The 16156-nt window shown below is 38.8% G+C and carries 12 protein-coding genes; 9 read left to right on the top strand and 3 right to left on the bottom strand.

Annotated features, from left to right (window positions below):
* Position 1 precedes the first annotated feature (1 nt).
* Together tssF and tssG are read left to right on the top strand one after the other, a co-directional pair.
* Positions 2–1750 (top strand): type VI secretion system baseplate subunit TssF, encoded by a 1749-nt coding sequence (tssF, locus tag MHO82_RS13570; protein WP_239184490.1) that lies wholly within the window; start codon positions 2–4, stop codon positions 1748–1750.
* Positions 1747–2745, top strand: coding sequence for a type VI secretion system baseplate subunit TssG (gene tssG, locus MHO82_RS13565; protein WP_239184505.1), 999 nt, complete (start codon positions 1747–1749; stop codon positions 2743–2745). Before tssF ends, tssG begins: the two co-directional genes overlap by 4 nt.
* 4 nt (positions 2746–2749) lie before the next feature.
* On the opposite strand, the gene MHO82_RS13560 is transcribed toward tssG, so the two are convergent.
* The 3 genes from MHO82_RS13560 to MHO82_RS13550 form a co-directional block, all read right to left on the bottom strand.
* Complete coding sequence (locus MHO82_RS13560; RefSeq protein ID WP_239184489.1) at positions 2750–3199, bottom strand: Lrp/AsnC family transcriptional regulator; 450 nt, start codon at positions 3197–3199, stop codon at positions 2750–2752.
* 47 nt (positions 3200–3246) lie between these two features.
* Positions 3247–6645, bottom strand: a complete 3399-nt coding sequence (gene tssM, locus MHO82_RS13555; RefSeq protein WP_239184488.1) for a type VI secretion system membrane subunit TssM — start codon at positions 6643–6645, stop codon at positions 3247–3249.
* A 93-nt stretch (positions 6646–6738) separates the two neighbouring features.
* Positions 6739–8067 (bottom strand): type VI secretion system ImpA family N-terminal domain-containing protein, encoded by a 1329-nt coding sequence (locus tag MHO82_RS13550; RefSeq protein WP_239184487.1) that lies wholly within the window; start codon positions 8065–8067, stop codon positions 6739–6741.
* A 554-nt stretch (positions 8068–8621) separates the two neighbouring features.
* Between MHO82_RS13550 and MHO82_RS13545 the strand changes: the two genes are divergently transcribed.
* From MHO82_RS13545 to MHO82_RS13515, 7 genes are all read left to right on the top strand, one after another.
* Positions 8622–9224 carry a hypothetical protein gene (locus tag MHO82_RS13545; RefSeq protein WP_239184486.1) on the top strand — a complete coding sequence of 201 codons (603 nt, stop codon included), beginning with the start codon at positions 8622–8624 and terminating at the stop codon, positions 9222–9224.
* An 8-nt stretch (positions 9225–9232) separates the two neighbouring features.
* Positions 9233–10762 (top strand): FHA domain-containing protein, encoded by a 1530-nt coding sequence (locus MHO82_RS13540; RefSeq protein ID WP_239184485.1) that lies wholly within the window; start codon positions 9233–9235, stop codon positions 10760–10762.
* Entirely contained in the window at positions 10755–11255 is a 501-nt protein-coding gene (gene tssJ / locus MHO82_RS13535) for a type VI secretion system lipoprotein TssJ (protein WP_239184484.1), read from the top strand. Before MHO82_RS13540 ends, tssJ begins: the two co-directional genes overlap by 8 nt.
* An 11-nt stretch (positions 11256–11266) precedes the next feature.
* A complete protein-coding gene (gene tssK, locus MHO82_RS13530) occupies positions 11267–12592 on the top strand; it encodes a type VI secretion system baseplate subunit TssK (RefSeq protein WP_239184483.1) in 1326 nt (441 codons plus the stop codon).
* Entirely contained in the window at positions 12589–13380 is a 792-nt protein-coding gene (gene icmH, locus MHO82_RS13525; protein WP_239184482.1) for a type IVB secretion system protein IcmH/DotU, read from the top strand. The genes tssK and icmH overlap by 4 nt, the downstream gene beginning before the upstream one ends.
* Positions 13381–13790: 410 nt before the next feature.
* Positions 13791–14999, top strand: a complete 1209-nt coding sequence (locus MHO82_RS13520; RefSeq protein WP_239184481.1) for a hypothetical protein — start codon at positions 13791–13793, stop codon at positions 14997–14999.
* A 128-nt stretch (positions 15000–15127) separates the two neighbouring features.
* Complete coding sequence (locus MHO82_RS13515; protein ID WP_239184480.1) at positions 15128–15886, top strand: transporter substrate-binding domain-containing protein; 759 nt, start codon at positions 15128–15130, stop codon at positions 15884–15886.
* Positions 15887–16156 lie beyond the last annotated feature (270 nt).

Below are 16156 nucleotides of genomic sequence, written 5' to 3'. Positions count from 1 at the left end.
GTTGAATACAAATAAATACTTTCAAGATGAATTATCTTATTTGAAAGAATCGGGTCATGAGTTTTCTAAGCATCACCCCCAGCTGACTCAGTTTTTATCTGAAAGTACCAATGATCCAGACGTAGAGCGCTTACTGGAAGGCTTTGCATTCTTATCCGGTAGGTTACGTCAAAAGCTGGATGATGAGTTACCAGAGCTAACTCAATCCTTGATGACTTTGTTATGGCCGCACTATACACGTTCGATCCCTTCGATGTGCATAGCAGAGCTGACCCCGCATGTTGGTAGCGTTACTGAAAAGACGACAGTCAAGTCTGGTGCCGAAATGGGGAGTGAGCAAGTAGAAGGAACACAATGTATTTTTAATACTTGTTATGATGTTGATCTATTTCCAATTGAAATTAATTCCATCACTCAAGAAAATACGCGTTCTAGCTCAACTATTTCTATTAATCTAGCCGCTGAACACGGGACAGAGTTATCAAGAATTGGTTTAGATAAATTACGCTTTTACATCAATGGCGAGCTGCACATCTCTCGTTTGCTGTATTTATGGCTCTTTCGCTATTTGGAGCGTATTGAGGTCGATTTAGGTGGTGGTGTCACTCGAACGTTATCACCCAAATCGGTGAAGCAGGTTGGTTTTGATGATGGTGAAGCGCTGCTGCCATACAGTGAAAACTCTTTTTCTGGTTATCGTTTCTTACAAGAATATTTTGCTTTACCTGAAAAATATATGTTCTTTGATGTAAGCGGTCTTGAGTGGATTTCAGGCGTTCCACAGCGAAATACAATGAAACTATCGTTTGTGTTCAATCGTGCGCTTCCATCAGAAGTGATTGTCAAAGATAAGCATTTCAAACTGCATTGTACACCGACGGTGAATCTCTTTGATAAAGATGCCGATCCACTGAATTACGATTTGAAAAAGACGGAATACAGAGTTCGCCCTCAGAGCCGTCAGCAGGATCACTTTGAAGTCTATTCGGTAGAGAATGTAGAAGGGTGGAGTAAAAAAGAGCGTCGAAAACAGACCATTTTGCCTTTTGAGTCGTTTGAACACCAAGTTGGAAGTAGCGATAAGGAAGCTTTTTATAAAACCAAAGTGGCAGAGCGCATCTCGGGAAAAGGGTTAGATTTTTACATTTCCTTTATCTCACATAATACGGATGTTGCTTCTTTATCGACGGAAACCGTATTGATGAAGCTGGTGTGCAGTAATGGACAGTTGCCGGAAAGGTTGTCTATAGGTGATATCACTTATACCACACACAAATCGCCTAATTATGCTTCATTTACAAACATTACGAAGCCAACACCGTCTGTTAGTCCTCAGTTGGATGGCAGCTTGCATTGGCAATTGATTGCTAATATGTCCCTCAACTACTTGTCACTGAGTAATATTGACGTATTAAAAACCTTATTAGGGACCTATGACTTCCATTCTAGGATTGATAGGCAGACACAAAGGGCTTCAAAACAGCGTTTAGATGGGATCAAAGGTGTTCAAATGAAACCTGTTGATCGCATCTATCGTGGCGTTGCAGTACGCGGTATAAAAATTAGCATGACAATGGATTCAAATATGTTTGCTAATGAAGGGGATATGTATCTTTTATCTTCTATTTTGAACGAGTTCATTACGTTATACGCGAGCATTAACTCTTTTACGGAGTTTGAAGTGGTCAATGAGCAAAATGGTGAGGTATACAATTGGCCAAGCCAACTAGGCAAGCAGACAGTGATATGATTAGTGATATTTATAAAGACAATCATGACTTCTCGTTCTTTCAAGCTGTCTATCTTTTAGAAAAAAAATATCGTCAGCAACCAGAGAACAGCTTTGAGCGTATTGGAGCCGGCATGTACCCAAGAGATGAGCAAATCGAGTTTGCTATCTCACCTGAGCTGGGTTTCCCTCGAAGCGATATTAGAGGTGTGACTCAGTCGGTACGTGACAATACAGAATACACTCGAATTGAAGTGAACTTTTCAGGGTTACATGGTACTAACTCACCGTTACCAAGCTCGTATAGTGAAAAGTTGGCTGGTCGTGAGGATTCGGATAACCCGGTTCGTCATTTTTTTGATTTCTTTCATAATCGCCATTTGTCGTTTTTATATCAGATTTGGAAGAAGTACAGATATCATATTTTGTATGAAAGTGGGGCGAAAGATCCTCTTTCCTCTCAGTTATTTAATTTTGTTGGCTTATCATCAGACATTCAAGAGAGTGAATCTAACCATTTAGATCGCGCTAAGCTCTTGTCTTATGTTGGTCAGTTATCGACGCGTACCCGTTCACCTAAGTTAGTTTCAGGTATTGTTGCCCATTGTTTTGGTTTAGATGATGTCAGCATTGAAGAGTGGGTGTTAAGAAGAGTGACGATTGCGCCAGTTCAACGAAATAACCTAGGAAGGGCTAATTGTACTCTCGGAGAAGACTACCATGTGGGCAGTACCATTCTCGATGTGACCGGTAAATTTAACTTATGCTTTAAACAGTTGAACTTTAAGCAATACGTGGATTTTTTACCAGGGGCACCTGGTTACAATGTATTGAAGGAATTAATGCGCTTTATTCTAAGAGATCCCATGGCGTGGGATCTCAAATTAGAAGTAACAGCCGAGTCATTACCCACCAACAATCTTGGCAGAGGGGAGGGCAATATACTCGGGCAAACACTGTGGTTAGGAAATCATCAAGGCCATAATGAAGAAATTATCATCATAGGAGAAACATAACAGACTAGCGATTGATCGGCTGATGCAACACAACCGTTGTTTTCAGCTGATCAATACCTGGTATATTTTCAATTTCATCGCATAGCATATGGATTTTATGTAATGACGATGCTTCCATTAAAGCAATAATATCGAAACTTCCTCCAACAATACTGCTTAGTTTAATTTCCGGAATACCTTTAAGGTACTCACAGACATTCGTTTTCTGCCCTTTACCGCACATGATCAGTAGAAAACAAGCTGTTTGCGGCTCATCATTATCTAATCGTATTTGTGCGGTATAACCTTTAATTATCCCTGTTCTTTCTAGCCTGTTAATGCGTTCAGCGATTGCTGTGCGCGATAAACCGATATGACGTGATAAATTGGCGATAGATTCGCGTCCGTTAGAGAGCAATGAAGATACGATTTTTCGATCTAATTTGTCTAACGATTCAATGTTATTGCCGATCATAACTGCCTCTGTCTTTGTTTATTATTTTTAATTATTGCGGCTATTTTTTAGATATTTATTTTTTCAGGTATTGTGAAATTAAATAGCTCAACTAAAGTAAATGGGTTTTTTGGTGCTGAAGGCTTAACCTTGATTGTCAAATCACGCCCTGAAACTTTGATTTCAGTGATGAAGCCACCATCTGGCGCAGTTGTAAGATTTGATTCATCAAATAAACGGTATAAGGCCCATTGTCCTTCTTTTGCTAGAGTATGTTGTTTACCCTCCTTGCTAATATCTTGGATTGTTAAGTTCACATCAAAATTACCATTTGATGGTGGCCATGTAAGTTCTTTAATCTTACTTGGTCCGTGATAGTAACTAATTGATTGATCTGCGATATCAATATTTGCGCGAATAGCACTTGAGTCGAGGTCAACTACTTTAATACTAAATGGTACGTTAAATGTGTTTGTTGTATGGTCGATCAACGTGCTTTTAATTGTATTGAAGTTTTTCAATTGTACTATAAGTTCTTGTGAGAGTGGTAGGTACTCTCCATCCACACGCTTCGCTTGCCATAAATTTGTATCATAGAAAGGCGCTAAGTTATTCTTAATAAACGCATCTAATGTTCCGCCTTGTGCAAAGAATTTTTCAAATTCAATTAAAGAAATATCTTCAGGGCTTTTCTTATTAAATGGGTAACGATTTAAGCCAACATTACGAAATTCACTGTAAATTTCACTGTACCAATTGTCTTGAATGCCTTTTTGAGCTTCAACCAGTAGTAATCTCCAAGTTTGATTTACCACATCTAATAACCAGCTTCTGATTGGCTCAGGCGATTTTTGGGCAATTTGTTTTAATCGAATTAATGGATCCGCTTGAGTGCCACGCATTCGAGTTTTTGCGGCGTTTAAGGCTGCAATTTGGATATTAGGTGCATCAGTAATATCCTTCATATAAGTTCTAACTTTGCTCAGAGACTCGATGATTTGGTCCCATGGCGTTGGTGAATTTTTAGTTTCACTTATGCTTAGTTGGTTGACGATCTCAAAGGCTTTTTCTACTCGAGACATTAAAATGTAATCGGGCTGTACAATCTCTTCTGTTTTCTCTTTTGCAGTTTCAATTGCGGCTTCAAGTAGGGTGTTTTTTTCCGCTAACAGCGCAAGCTGATCTTCATTTGGAGAAAACTTGGTATTGGTAAAGAGTTCTTTTAATACTGTGGTCAGTGGCGAGGAAGGGCCAGACATCAGGTCGATGGTATTTGTTAAATCGACAATATTATTAAACTCACGCAATTTGATTTCACTGAGGGCATTACGCCAGTAACTGATATAGTCATCGGTGTATTTTTTACGAACATCCGCAGTGAAGCTTTGTAGTTCTTTATCAGAAGGAACAAGGTTATTTGAAAGACCAAGAGCCCAGTTATCAGTAATCACTTGCTTTGAAAGTAGCTCAGAGCGTGGACGATAGAAAGTACTATAGCCTGTCGATGTAAATACTTTATTGATAGTTAGAATTTTATTATCCACACGATCACTAAAGACATCATTAAATTCAAAGCCAACAGCGCGTTGTAGGTTTAATTCACCCAGATCATTTTCTTGGGCTTGAGCCAAGATCTGACCATAAACCATGTCGATTTTTGATTTAGAAAGTAAATGGCGTCGTGTTGAGCGCACAAGATCCATGTTAATGGCTACAGGCATGAAATCTTGCTGCATGTAGGCATTTAAGAATTTTAGTGTTTTATCAACATTATCTTGATCTCGAGCTGATTTACGTAATGTCAGCTCTATTTGGTTGATAAGGTAAGTTGTGTCCCTTTTGTCCACTTCGGACAGCATTAGGTACGCTTTTAGGGTATCTAACGTGCTTACGTAGTTAGCAGGGTTATCGACCAGCTTTTTACTTAAACTTTTTTCGATTAAAGGAATAAGTATTTGCTCAATCTTTGTCATTAACAGTTGGTGAGCCATTTTTGTGACTTCTTCCACCTTGCTGACTTTCATCGTAAGTAGTTCGTTTTCAAGCTTGTCGTTGGCATTGATCCAAGCCTGATAATATGGAGCAATAGTGGCTACGGTGGTGTTAAACTCATTATTAAAGTTAACTTTATCAATATTTTGCTCAATGCCATTAGTCTCGATGAGATCATTGATGACAAAAAGATTGTTATTAAGAGTTTGGAATAACAGGTAACCAATAGACACTGTGGCAACGGTACATGAAACAAAGACGATGCGGCTGTTACGAATTAGTTTTTGAAGGTGTCGTTTATTTTCACCAGCAAATTCACTTTCCGGTAAAACATGGGCATCGATGACAAATCGAGTGAAGTAGGGGGTTTCACTAAGCTGAGTGTACTCGGAAGCGATAATAGGCAAATTAAAGTAGTTACTGCAACTTTTGGCTAATAAATTGTACTTTCGGCCACCTTGAAGACTTGACGTAAAGAAGATAGACCTTAAGTCAATGAAATACATGCCATTATTGATATTGTTAATGAAGTTTAGCGTTTTAAGTACTTCTGGTTTACACAGTTCAAATTGTTTTGGAAAAGAAATAACGGCTTGTTTTTCGTCGGTATCCATGAGCTTAGACGTACACTCAAGAACGTGTTTTTCTAAGCTAGTAACAATATTTTCAAAGCTATCGTTAAAGAAGTCATTGATTGCCCCTTTGGCATCACGAAGCGGAATCGTTAAATGCTCGATTTGAGATTTTATTGGGCTTACTGACATGTACTCTTTAAAGCCATGTAATTTATCTATTTTTGTCATAAATAAATACAGTGGCAGAGAGCAGCTGATGGACTCTACAATGTGAATCAATCGACTATTTAAAAGGTTTAGTGTGTACTCGACTTGCTCATCTTCATGAGTGATCAAATATTCTAAGTCACAGCACAGCAAGCAGCCAGCAAGTGGCTTTCTTGGGTTACTGGTGATGAATTGTTGGATAAACGCTTTCCATAGGACTTCATCGGTATTTGATTGTTCTTGATAAATTAAGCGGTTATTTGGTTTTACGTAGATAGCATCATCCGATTCCATCCAGAGGAAAAAGTCGGTTTGAACTGTTCTTTTGCGATCGATGGGTTTAATGGCACCTGAATAGTTGAGTAAAGCATTTTTACCCGCCCCCTTTGTTCCTAACAATAGATAGATAGGCTTCTTCTTTGTTTTCGCGATCAAAGCGGATAACGAGGCCGTCAGGCTTTCTTCTTCGGTATCAACGATATGTTCTTTTGTTACTTGTTTGCGACGATAAATAAGAACTGAATTGAATAAAATGAGAAAACCCACTAGCGCAAGGTTTGGTCCCCAAAAAAGAGGAGAAAAGATATCAACATTAAATACATATATCGCTGTAACACTAAAACTTATAGCAATCACTAATGTCAGTACTACAGAAAGAGCAATAGGGTTTTTATAAAACTTCAAAATATTCATATCAGGCTTTTATTATCATTGTTGCAAATTAAAATGCGTTTGGCATCGTGTGCGATGCTAAGTCAGAGTTCCAGATGAATGACTTTTAATCGTTCACGATTCATCCTTTAAAGGTCTCTGATCTGAACCTTCAGTTATGTTGTTTAATTGATACTGATAAATATTCAGTAATCGTTGAGCTTTTATCTTTTGTTCTGAATCATAATCTTTTGTTATTGATTCAAAGCGAGCTAAAAGAGGGAACAGTGTATTACTCAATTTATAAGCATGAGCTAAATTTTTGGTCTCGGTTTCTTTATAAGCGTTCGCGATAACGGTGCGAGACTTTTTAAATTGAGAAAATAATGTATTGAATTCAGTCGTAAGCGTCGCTTCAGAGCGCTCGAAATCTTTATGTATATTTTGTGCGATGGAAGAATCTGGGTATATTTCGATGAGTTTATTTACAATGACACGAAGCTCATTTGATTGACTGATAAGTTCTGGGTTTATTGTCCAATCATTAACCATGCTCTCTGTTTTACGCAGAGAAGCATCTTTTAATTGTAGTTTCAGTTCATCATCAAATTTTTGAACTTTATTTAACGTCTTAATCAGATCATGAGCGTTAGATTGTTCAATTTCATGGATATAATAATATTCACGAGTTTTTTGGACTGCAAAAAATGTTAATATTAATAACAAAACAATACCAAAAATATATGTTGTAGGTTTTGTTGATTCAACAGGCGCTTCTTTTTTAGGTGGTGCAGGTTTTTCAATTTTTTTGCTGATAGGTGGCTCAACTTTTTCGTTAGTAAGGCTCAAATCTAATTTGATCGGTTCTTGCTGCTGTTGAGGTTGTTGAATAGGGGCGCTCTTTTTACGCTTCGCTTCTTTTAGGTCTTCTATTTCTTCTATCCAAGTTGAAAAAATGCGACGTAGGGGGCCAAGAGATGGGGCGCTAATGCCATAATGAAGCTTGAGTTCTTCATCTATTTTAAGGGTTAGGCGATGGCCTGATTCAATCAGAAGTAAATCATTTTCTTTTATTTTTATCTTTTTTTGATTCTTTTCAGTATGCTCAATCATCCAAGCAAAGGCATCGATTCTCGCTTTTTCTTTGTGGTGCTCAGGTGTGGCAGAATGCCAGTATATAACGGACAGATCATGAAGTACTTGCAGGCCATCAACTAGGCCTTTAAGCCCGTTAATATGTGTTGCTGCAGCAGTATAGTAACTTGCGCACCGAAAATCTTTACTGGATTTTGCTAGAATCTTTTCGGACAAGCTGTATATTTTTCGCCAAGAAAAAGAGGCCGTAACGGCATTCATTTTATTTATTTGACGCTTTAAGTTTAAAAAGTCGTCCGTGTCATTTGGGTTGGAGCCCGCAGGATTAACACCATTAATTGGTCGTTTTGCTAATTCTGTAAAGATCATCTGTCATCCATTAGATAAAATAAATCGCTATTAGAGTAATAAGTAACTATGAATTTATACGGTAAAGTCGCTTAAAAAAACAACAGCTGGCAAATAAGTATGCGACAACAAACAAGAAGTTCATCGTGAATATTGGTTTTATATAATTCACAATCTTGTATTGTTTTTTATATTTTATAGTTATGAACTTGACAGTACAACAACCTGTTTTACCACTTTTCCCGTACTATAATTGATGAATATAATTAAAAATATATCAATAGACTATCTTTTTTACTAATTCTAATTGAATGGAAGCAAGATCACAAAAAAATCATCATGGTTGGCGGTTATATGTAAATATATAATGAGATCTTATTTCCATCTTTAAGGTATTCGGCTGATAAATTATCTTTCATATACACTTATTTCCTAGTCGTTATGACTAAAGTCATTGCTGTTTCGATTGTTTTTAATGTTTGAACCATCTTGATATTGAAAAATGTCTATTGAGTGTCTATCTTCGCGCATTAATCCAGTTCAGATGTATCAGCACCAACTTAAGGATAATGTATATGAAGCTGTCACTATTTAAAGGGTTTTTGGCGTTAATTGTGTTATCAGCTTCAAGTCCCGCGTTAGCAAAAGGGGAAAGATACGGTGCATCGTTTCAGCAGCTATCTTTCGACGGGACAACCATTGACGCCGGAGAAACTGGATCTGGTGACGTATTGCGTTTTGGGTTAGTTCACACTCGTCCAATTGATGAAAATAGTAACCGTTGGCGTTGGTGGTTTGGCTTGAATTATCTAGCAACTGACATTGAAGCCCCTAAAAATGGTGTTTACCAAGAAGTATCAAACTTAGAATTTCGCCTTGTGCCACAATATGCTTTTGGTACATTGGAGTGGCTGACACCATATATCGGTGTTGGTTTATCTGCTGGTTATAGCCAGTACAGTAACCGCTTCCCTGTTGATTCCGACGGTTTCAAATATGGCGACCAATTAGAAGATGAATCTAAGTTTGAATTTGGTGCTGTATTTAATCTTGGTACAGTTATAAAAATTGGATCTAATCCTGATGCCCATTTACAGCTAATCCCTAATGTTTCTTATATCCAGCCAATGAACGATGGTTTAGGTGGTATTGAACTTTCTTTTGCATTGTTATTTTAGGTGTCAGCATGAGCTCAAAACTACTGAAATTTAATATTGTTGATTGTCCAGAAGAGTATACGGGCCAAAAGCATATTGATATGCCTGAGGCAGGCGGTGCGATTGGACGCAGTTCTGGCTGCCCTTTTCATTTAGCCGATCATAATAAATACATCTCAGGAACTCATGCGTTAATCACTACCTATGGCGGCATGTTCTATATTAGCGACGTAAGTACCAATGGCACGTTCGTTAATGGCACCAAAATTCTGAAAAACCAGCCTGTTGCTCTTCATGATGGCGATGTTATCTTGATGGGACGTTATGAAATAACAGCGGTAATCGAAAGTAAATTAACAGCCACGAATATCGCCGCTGACATTGCACCTGAAGGGAACAGTCAAGATCCCCTAGCATCTTTAGATAATTACCTGCCTCCAGAGTCGCCTAAAGAGACAGGGCGTATTGAAGATCTGTTCATTGAAACAGAAGGTGATGACATTGATACCGAGGATCCTATCGCACACCTGCGGTTTTCAGCTCGTGAAGAGGTGTCGTTTTTAGAGCCCGAAAAAGTTGAAGAGCCGATTGTTATTCAAAATGAAAGGCAGATTCAAGACGATACCGACAGTATCTATTCTGAAATGGATATCCCCAATTTAATCCCAGAAGATTGGCAAACCTCCTCACAACCAGAGGACATCACAGTACCTAATTTTGAGTTGAGTACTGGTCCATCAAAAACTGAAGAGATTGCCCCATCTCTAGATGATAAGCCTGCTGATACTGTTATTCCCAATTCTGAGCCAGTTATAAAGCACGATCTCAATCGTGAACCGGATGCGACTCAACAGCTTATTCCTTCAAATTGGGAAGAAGTGCCGGAGCCTGTTGCAGAACCAGCACCAGCGGAAACATATCAGCCTAGTGGTGTTAGGGGGACTGAAGTTATTCCTCCTTTTACGCAACAACAAACGCCTTTACGTAACGCGTTCGATAAGACGGACTCAACAGATACTCTATCTCAAGGCCAGTACAGTGAGTTAGTTCATGGGTTCGTTAAATCTCTAGGTGGCGATGTTGGCAATGAAAAACTCATGACGAAAGAGTTTTTTGAGCAAATGGCAGGTTGTTTAAAACTGTGTTTAGCGAAGTTTAGCCACGACTTGCATAATGCGAGCCGTTTATCAAAGACAGAATTTGATAAAGAGCAGCTACCTGAAGATCTTATTCAAGTGATGAACGATTTGTATGCTCAAGACGCTTTAATGCCGTTAGAGTTAGTTGAACAAGTTATCGAAGAAGTTGAACTTCATGAAGTCGCTTTAAAAGAAGCGTCTGCTCAGCTTATCTATGAACAAAGTAAGCTGTGCGATCCTATTTTATTTGAAGAAAACTCTAAAAATACCTCTCGCTTTCTTTCTAAGAAAAAGCTATGGCAATCTTATACTCAACACTTTCAAAGTAATTCAAAAGGTTTTTCGGATAAAAATCAGGACTATTTTGATCGTCGTTTGAAAGAAGAGTATAAAAAAATATCGAAGGTAGGAAATGCGTAGCATATTATTAATAGCAACATTATTCATGATTCAAGGCTGTAGTGTTTGGGATCAATTTAAAGATTCTGCTGGTTTGTTTCCAGATAGCTCTGAAATTGAATTAGTGATCACCACAGACGCAATATTGAATGTTCGTGAAGGAGGTCAATCATCTCCAGTTATCTTAAGAATTCACGAATTGAGTTCGCCTATTTTATACCGCAGCCTTGATTTCTTCGCTCTTTTTGAAAATGACAAATCATCGTTGGGTGATGAATACATCAAACGATATGAGTATGAGCTGCAGCCAGATCAATCACTGACTGAGTTGATCACCTTAGATCCTGCAACACGAGCGCTTGGGTTTTCAGTAGCGTTTCGTGATATTAATGGATCAGCATGGCGTAAAGTTCAAATTATAGAAGAGCGCACCAGTTATTTTCTAAAACTTAATATCGAGGGCAGTGAATTACATTCAGATGCAACACGCGGTATTGAGCAAGTTTATTTTTAAGGGAAAAGTGTATGTCTTTGTTTAACCCTGTTGTCTGGCAAGATGGGATGTTCATGAAGCCCCAGCACTTTCAACAGCTCGATCGTTTTCATAGTAAACATGCTGGTTTATTGAATGCTTTTACTTCACCTCTGTATTGGGGAGTGAAGAAAATCGAAATTAACCGAGAGTTACTGTCACTCGGCAAAATCGGTATTACTCATGCCGAAGGTATTTTGCACGATCGTACTTCTTTTGAGCTACCTCTTACTGCTGATGTGCCTGATGTACGTGATGTTGACTCTTCAATTGTTGGTAAAGTGGTTTACTTATGTTGCCCATTACCGTCTGAACGTGCGGAGTTATTTGGTGGTAGTTCATCGGGGGCTCGTTATACCCCATGCCTACATGAAGTAGCAGATTCAAGCTATGACAGTGAAGACACCACAAGCATCAGTGTTGGTAAGCTGAACTTCCGTTTAATGTATGAGCACGAAGATAAAAGTTCTTATGCTTCTATCCCTATTTTAAAAATAGAAGAAGTAAAGCCAGACGGTACGGTCATGCTTGATGAAACGTTTATTCCAACGTGTATCGATATTCGTGCCTCGGATGTGTTGAGTAAATTCACAACTGAGTTTGCGTCTATGTTACGACACAGAGCGGAATCCATCGTACAGCGTCTTGGTGTTGTTGACCAACAAGGCGTCTCTTCTGTTGCCGACTTCATGTTATTGCAAGCTTTAAATAGACTTGAACCTTTATGCTGGCATTTTTCAACAACGGAAGGGGTTCACCCGGAAACCTTCTACCAATTTTTGTTGCAGGCGGAAGGTGAGCTCGCTACGCTATGTTCCGCAAGTCGTCGACCTCGCGATTTTGTAAAGTACAATCATGCGGATCTCACTGAATGCATGTCTGGTATGTTACATGAAGTTAAGTCAACGCTGAGCGTTATGTCGGAACAAAGAGCCATTCCGCTGGTTCTGAAAGAGCAAAATTACGGAATCCGAATTGCTGCCATTCCAGACAGTAAGCTCGTGGATAATACAACCTTTATCTTAGCTGTTAAAGCTGATGTATCTTTGGATATTCTTCATACCCGTTTTGTGTCTCAAACTAAAATTGGTTCTGTTGATAATATTCGTGAGTTAATTAACCTTCAGCTACCAGGCATCAGCTTTACTCCAATGCCTGTTGTGCCACGCCAGTTGCCTTACCATGCTGGTTATACCTACTTTGAGCTGGATAAAGCCAGCGAGGAGTGGCAGGCTCTGAAAAACTCGGCAGCCATTGCCGTCCATGTTGCTGGTGATTTTGCTAACTTATCATTGCAATTATGGGCTGTTCGCTTATGAGTCAAGTAGATGATGATGTAACGATTGTCTTATTTCAGCCTGAGCCGGGCAAGCCGATGGAGGTTATGCCCGCTCCGGATCTCTCTCGAAATCTGGCCCTTAGTCATCTTGAAATCGAATCGATTGGTGTTAACCCTCTTGTCGATCAGTTTTCATGGCTAATTGCTAGTCTTTCTTGTATGTCTTCCATTCCTTGGCTAGATGATCCTATGCCATTACGGGAACAAATGGAGCGCGAGATCAGAAAGGGCGAGCGCAAACTTAATGAAATGGAAGTCGATAGAGCGACGGTATTGGTGATCCGTTACTGTATTTGTGCTGCTATTGATGAAGCTGTTTGTCGTCAGGAGTGGGGAGCAAACAGCAACTGGAGTCAGCAGAGTTTATTGTCTGAGTTTCACAATGAAACGTCAGGTGGTGATAAAGTCTACGTGATCCTAGAACGCCTTAAGCAAGATCCCAAACGATACAGGCATGTCATTGAATTTCTGTACTTATTACTACAATTAGGTTTTAAGGGTAAGTATGGCCGTGCTGAACGCGGGGATGAGAAAGTGGCTGAAATTGCGAACACGATTTATCGTTTGATTCGTGACGATCGCTTAGCAGAACAAGAAAATATTCAGCTAATTAACCTTAAAGCAAAATATGTCACTAAACCGCTAAAAAGAGTGGTGTCTCCTAAATTAATTATTGGTGTTGCTACCGTTTTGGTTGCGGCAATGTATACGGCAACGTATTTTACGATAGATATCCGGTTCAGCCAGTTATTATCTCTTTACCAATAGTCTTTTTGATTGAGTGCATAACGAGTTTTATTTCCACTTGTTATGCATTTATTTTTTAATCTTTTCAATATGTATAAAGTGTTGTCGCAGACAACATACTTTAGCAAGTTTCTTTATCAATCTATCTGTCTCATATTTCTTAGGTGTCATCACAGGCTCCATTTCCCATTAGTCTAATGAAAAAATCTTGATGTTTAGCCCGCTAAATAAAGAGTTTTAAGCTTGTTGATACATTTCATATTTTTTCGTCTTTAGTTCGTTACAGTGTCATTTTTATCGGTGGCACTACGCAGTATTTGTCTTGTCCGTTTTATCTCTAATGTTATCGGTTGATTTTTTGCCTTTAATCTATCTATACATAATATTAATAGGCTTAGGGTCATTTTTTACACGATAATATGGAGATACGGATGTCTATTTTTACTGTGTTTTTTTGTGGGACGGGATCTCATTCTGAAGATCATAGTCACTCTAATTACATTAATGGCGAGCTGATATCAACGCTAGCCAAGAATGCGATAGGGCAGGATTTACTGGATTTTGCGTTAGTTGATGGGGTGGGAAGCGGCAATCGAAGTGAATGGATGAAGCATTCAAAAGACGATGTTTATGGATCGCTGTTGGGAACTCTTGGAGGGCGAGGAATTGACAGTAACATGAACCATATCATGAGCGTTTTGCGTGGTGATAGGATGGACAAAGGCGATTATCAAAGCCGAGCAGAAGACATGCTCAGCGCCTCAAGACCACAAGAAAAAGCAAGGTTCTGGCACTTTAGCAAAACGGATGCTTTTTTAAAATGGCAGGATGAAGCCAAAGCGCTAGCAAAAGATCTCAGACACGCTCTGATGTTACAACGCGCCAATATTGCTGCTGAGCGTGTTACTAACCCAATTACCCAAGTTAATATGGTGGGATGGAGTCGAGGGGGAGTGAGTTGTTTTGAACTGGCCAACAGAATGCGAAAAGATCCAAAATTAAAACACATCCCAGTCAATATTTTTGCTTGTGATCCGGTACCAGGAGGAATGAATGCGTTTACCGATTACAAAACTTTAGGTGCTAATGTCAAACAGATAGTGTGTGTCTTTGCCGAAGATGAGCGTTCGTTAGCATTCAAAGCTCGTATGCCAAGATTAAACAAAGCCACTAAATATTACACCACTTTCATGCCGGGACGACATGGCACTCTTGTTGGTAACGCTCATACAAGCGGTGGGAAAAAAGGCAATGAGCTACTTACTGGCCCAGGTATTATTACTCGTGATTTTATGGAAAAAGTATTAACGGGTTGGGGGAGTCGGCTAAAACAAAGCACAATGCTTAACTTGTCGAAAGAAAGTATTCTCGAACGTTATCAACAAATTCAAACTAACCACGAATATTACGAAGCTCAGCATGGTATAACTTACACCATGAAAAATCGAATTTTGTGGAGTAGTAAAGATCGTATTGGCCAAAAACGCGAGTCTTGGATGGGGATACCGACTTATCGTTTTAACTTTCCGGGGATCAACAATGATTACGGAACGGCGATTAACCGCCATCACAGTGATGTTTTAGGTAATAATATATTTGCTACGAAAGGCATCTCTGGCGCGTTGGTTAATTTTGTGTGATTACACGTTTTATTGATTAATTTTAGATGGAGCCACCAGCGGGTGTGTAAACTGGTGGCTTATGCACCTAGTCGTTACCTTATTATTGCGCTATTTTGAATACATAAGAGTATTTCGAGGTAGGCCATATGAGTACGAAGCGGTTCTGGATTCTTAGTGTCTTTTCTTTTCAACTTTTTTCATTCTTGTTTTCAATCCCTGCTGCTTCAAAAGAAAAAACCATTGTTCTTGCTACGGATGAGTGGGCCCCTTACTACAGTCGTCACCTTAAACAACAAGGCTTTTTGGCTGAAATAACCAAAGAAGCTTTCCACCGTGCTGGATACGACTGTCAAATTAAATTTGTCCCTTGGGAAAGAGCAATGACGTTAGCCCAAAAAGGCATTTATGATGGGATATTAGGTGCTTATCATACTCACCAGAGAGAAGAGTATTTTCATTATTCTTTACCAATTACGGAAGATCAACTGCATTTTTTTTGGCTTAAAGATCGCGAAATTCAGTACCGAGAGTTACAAGACCTGGTGAACTATAAAATAGGGGTTGTGAAAGGCTACAATTATGGCGATGAGTTTGAGCGTGCAAATTATCTGAATAAAATTGGAAACTATAATGTGGAGTCTAATGTTTTACTTTTGCTTAAAGGACGTATTGATATTCTGGTAGGTTCGAAAAAGGTCATTAACATGATCTTGGAAGAAAATCATTTCTCAGAACAAAGTCGTGTACAAATGTCAGAGATCCCTTTGATTTCGCAAAAGCTGTATATTTTAATTTCTCATCAGTCGCAATACCATGAGAATGCGCTTAGTGATTTTAATCATAGTTTTAAAAGCATGGAAACAGATGGGACCATTGAAGCCATTTTGTCTAAGCATGGATTTTAAGCGATAGCCTTTCTTTTTTTGGGTAATTTTTCTTGCTCCTCTTCGAAGCTGTACTTCTTATTACAATATAGTGAAAGCATTTTAATTTTTTAAACGCTCTCTGTTTAATTGTGGGATGGAAAGTAGCTGCTGTGGACTGGGTAAGGGAAATTTTAATATAGGCTCCATTTTTGACGTTTTAAACGGAATTTTCACGAAATGATTAATTATTTTCATTAAATCAATGCCTTAATCTATTGTTTTTCATCAGTGGCTCTACCAATTTATACC

The sequence above is a fragment of the Vibrio sp. Of7-15 genome (genome assembly GCF_022347565.1).
Classification (GTDB): Bacteria; Pseudomonadota; Gammaproteobacteria; order Enterobacterales; family Vibrionaceae; genus NORP241.
The sequence above is the reverse complement of the archived record's forward strand: the minus strand, read 5'-3'. Positions and strand labels throughout refer to the sequence as shown.